Below are 3,086 nucleotides of genomic sequence, written 5' to 3'. Positions count from 1 at the left end.
TTGTTTTTTAAAATGGAAAATTTAAGAATGTTGAATTCATATCCGGAAATATAAACAAAAACAATCAGTCCCAAAACAAAAAGAACAGCAGATACAATAATCATGGCTGGTGAGACAACTGACCAGTCTATCATATCCAGACCCATTGAAACGCTGGTTCTATATGCCTGAACGAAGTAGTATCCGGTTGAAGCGAATGCTCCCATGAATAAGGCGGACATTATTACTTGAATGACGCCGAAACCTAAATATTTATTTACATCATTAAATGGATATTTCAATCCCTCTACAACGATATCTGTAATACTTCCCATAATATCACCCATTAATTTAAATCATCAGAAAATTCATTAATTACTAACTACTCAAATTAGTAAAAATTAAAAAAATTATTAAATAGCCTAATGTTACATTAGGCTAAATCGTTTATTGAAGATTATACAGCAATCCATAAACTCTTGATTGGAAAATGCTGAGATATGGAGTTACCAAGAAACACAAGATTGCAATTATGAGAATGAATCCTATGCCAAATACTCCCCCCGCTATGTTGGAACTAACCATTGCAGTAGATAGTCCTAAGAACATCAATATAGCATAAAGCAACAGGAAAACAACAATTGAAATTACTCCAACAATAATCTGAACGCCAATCCATGTTGCAATTGTATTCAGCCATCCAATGGATTTGATAATTTCAATTATTCCATTGATATCAAATGCGGCTGAGAATTTATCATCATTTTCAGCCATATTGGCTACTCCAATTATTCCCATCAAAGGAAGTAGTATGAAAAGAACAATTGCGACAATCATCCCAAGAGCCATGAGTATTCCGCCTGCATTTCCACCAATGGAAGCAGCAGAGAATAATACTGCAAAAAACAATACAATCGGAATCAGAGCATATGCAAACTCGACAATGAATACCTTTATGCCGTCTACAAACATATTAACCCATTCATCAAACTCAGGCAATTCATCCTCGCCATTGATCATTCCTTTTACACCTATTTTTATTACCCTATAATTATAACCGCTTGTTAAAAACAGCGGCAGAAAGATAAACATACCTAAAACATTGATTACTCCTAATTTTACAAGAGCAGTCCAGTCTTGAGCGGAATACTCAAAAGCATCCTTATAAACATCCAAAATCATTTTAATCACACATTAACATTATATTAATTTTTTAGAAAAATTCCAATTTGATACATTTGTTTTCTTTTAGAATCACTCATCTTCTAAAATAAAAACATCTTCTATTTTAAAATAATCCTCCACATTATCACCATGACAATGTTCATTGATAGTTTTTGTAATTTTATAAGCTAGGAGCAAAGATGGATTATCTTTTTCCAAAGAGTTGATGGTCTGGCGGGTTACTCCTACAGATTCACCCAAGGCCTGCTGACTCAACTTTACCTCTTGCCTCAATTCTTTTATTCTTGTTTTCATCGTATCTCCCATATAATAAATAAAATAACAATAATAAAAAAATTCAAATGTAAAAAATATATTACATTCGACAATTCTATTTTTCTCAAACTGATATATAAATGTTTCTATGAAAAATTGTTCAAAATTTAAAAAAAAGTAAAATTAACTAAAAAACAATTGAAAAAATAAATAATTTCTGATTATTAAAAAAAATAAGAAGTTGAATTAAATATTGGAAATCATGCACTCAATTTAGGTATCTCCCTTATAAGATAGATTATTATCAAAACCCCAGATACTACGGAAAGCACAAGCATTAAAAATGCACTTGGTGTGCCGAACAGGAAGCTTTCCATATTGAAGTATTCCATAATGCATATTAAAAGGTTATTCAGGAAGTGCACAGCCATTGGAACAAATATATTATCTGTTTTCAAATACAGGACACACATGCACATTCCAAATACAAATGCACTAATGATTCCGCCGAATTCATGTCCTACTGCGAAAAAAACAGAAGACAAGAGCATTGCAGGAAGAATGCCTATTCTGATTTTCAACCTATTGAATAGAACTCCTCTAAAACTTAACTCCTCAATCAAAGGCGCACATATGATTGAAGTAAACAGCATTAAAAAGTAAATGATTGAATCGCCGTAATAAACAGGTGAAAGATCAAGTGAAGGAATCCAGGTCGGATCAAATACTGTCAGAACGATATCGAAGGATGCTCCTATGGAAACATAAATGAATGCAAAGAGCAGATTGATTATGAGAACATATAAAATTTCTCTTGAAGTTTCAGGCTCGAAAAGGGCATTGATATCCCTTTTTAAACCATCCGTATTTCTCAGCGCCCATACAAAAAAGACCAATAGACATAAGACTAAAGAAACCACTAACAAATCATCATAGACATCCATTATAGGAAACAACACATCCAACAACAGGGTAATGATTAATGCAGCAACAAGAGCTACTGCAAATTCCCTAAGCCTTATTGTTCTAAGCCGTACATTGAAGTCACTTACACTAAAATCCATAATATTCCTCTAAAAATTAAAATATCGGATAAAATTTAAAAATCCACTATCCCCTCTAAAAATTAAAATATTGCATTATTTTAAAATCCAATATCTCCTCTAGAAAATTAAAATATTGAATAAAATTCAAAAATCCAATATCTCCTCTAGAAAATTAAAATATTGTTTTATATTTTTTACCAAAAAGATTATATAAATTTTTTCAAATGACATCTTGAAATCTTATTAAATTTATTAATAGCCCTTCCTTTATGATTTGAATCATGCATTAAACTTATGGGCATAATAAAGGATATAAGCCGGCACAAATATCAATGAAAACAGGGCGCATATGAATAATATTGGAATCATGCTCTGGAATGAAAATAATAAGTCTGGAATACCTGTTTCATTAAAGTAAACGAATAAATTAGACAAGAAATGGACTGCCATGCAGATCATGATATTGTCTGTTTTCAAATATAGCGCACACATGAGCATTCCAAATATCATTGCAGAAATCACATGCATAAAAGGGTCTTCCCCGTAGTAATGGCCTATTCCAAATATTACAGAAGATATTAACAATCCCCAGTATACTCCCTTTCTTATTTTCAATCTATT

5 protein-coding genes are annotated in these 3,086 nt (G+C 31.7%); all 5 read right to left on the bottom strand.

Annotated features, from left to right (window positions below; all coding sequences use genetic code 11):
* Positions 1-314, bottom strand: a 314-nt coding sequence (locus QZ143_RS09885) for a hypothetical protein (RefSeq protein ID WP_292883785.1), incomplete at its 3' end; no start/stop codon positions are given.
* 112 nt (positions 315-426) lie between these two features.
* Positions 427-1,161: a DUF4013 domain-containing protein gene (locus QZ143_RS09880; RefSeq protein ID WP_292883783.1), complete on the bottom strand. Its 735-nt coding sequence runs from the start codon at positions 1,159-1,161 to the stop codon at positions 427-429.
* A 72-nt stretch (positions 1,162-1,233) separates the two neighbouring features.
* Positions 1,234-1,458 carry a helix-turn-helix transcriptional regulator gene (locus QZ143_RS09875; protein ID WP_292883781.1) on the bottom strand — a complete coding sequence of 75 codons (225 nt, stop codon included), beginning with the start codon at positions 1,456-1,458 and terminating at the stop codon, positions 1,234-1,236.
* A 221-nt stretch (positions 1,459-1,679) separates the two neighbouring features.
* Entirely contained in the window at positions 1,680-2,483 is an 804-nt protein-coding gene (locus QZ143_RS09870) for a CPBP family intramembrane glutamic endopeptidase (RefSeq protein ID WP_292883779.1), read from the bottom strand.
* 261 nt (positions 2,484-2,744) lie between these two features.
* On the bottom strand, positions 2,745-3,086 hold a 342-nt coding region (locus QZ143_RS09865), incomplete at its 5' end, for a CPBP family intramembrane glutamic endopeptidase (protein WP_292883777.1).

Origin of the sequence: Methanobrevibacter sp. UBA188 (assembly GCF_905234905.1) — an archaeon.
In the GTDB taxonomy this organism is placed as follows: Archaea; Methanobacteriota; Methanobacteria; order Methanobacteriales; family Methanobacteriaceae; genus Methanocatella.
This window is presented reverse-complemented; position numbering and strand designations above follow the sequence as displayed.

Coding starts and splice junctions, on each gene's coding strand:
- QZ143_RS09880 (WP_292883783.1), bottom strand. CDS start 1,161: ATGATTTTGGATGTTTATAAGGATGCTTTTGAGTATTCCGCTCAAGAC.
- QZ143_RS09870 (WP_292883779.1), bottom strand. CDS start 2,483: ATGGATTTTAGTGTAAGTGACTTCAATGTACGGCTTAGAACAATAAGG.
- QZ143_RS09875 (WP_292883781.1), bottom strand. CDS start 1,458: ATGAAAACAAGAATAAAAGAATTGAGGCAAGAGGTAAAGTTGAGTCAG.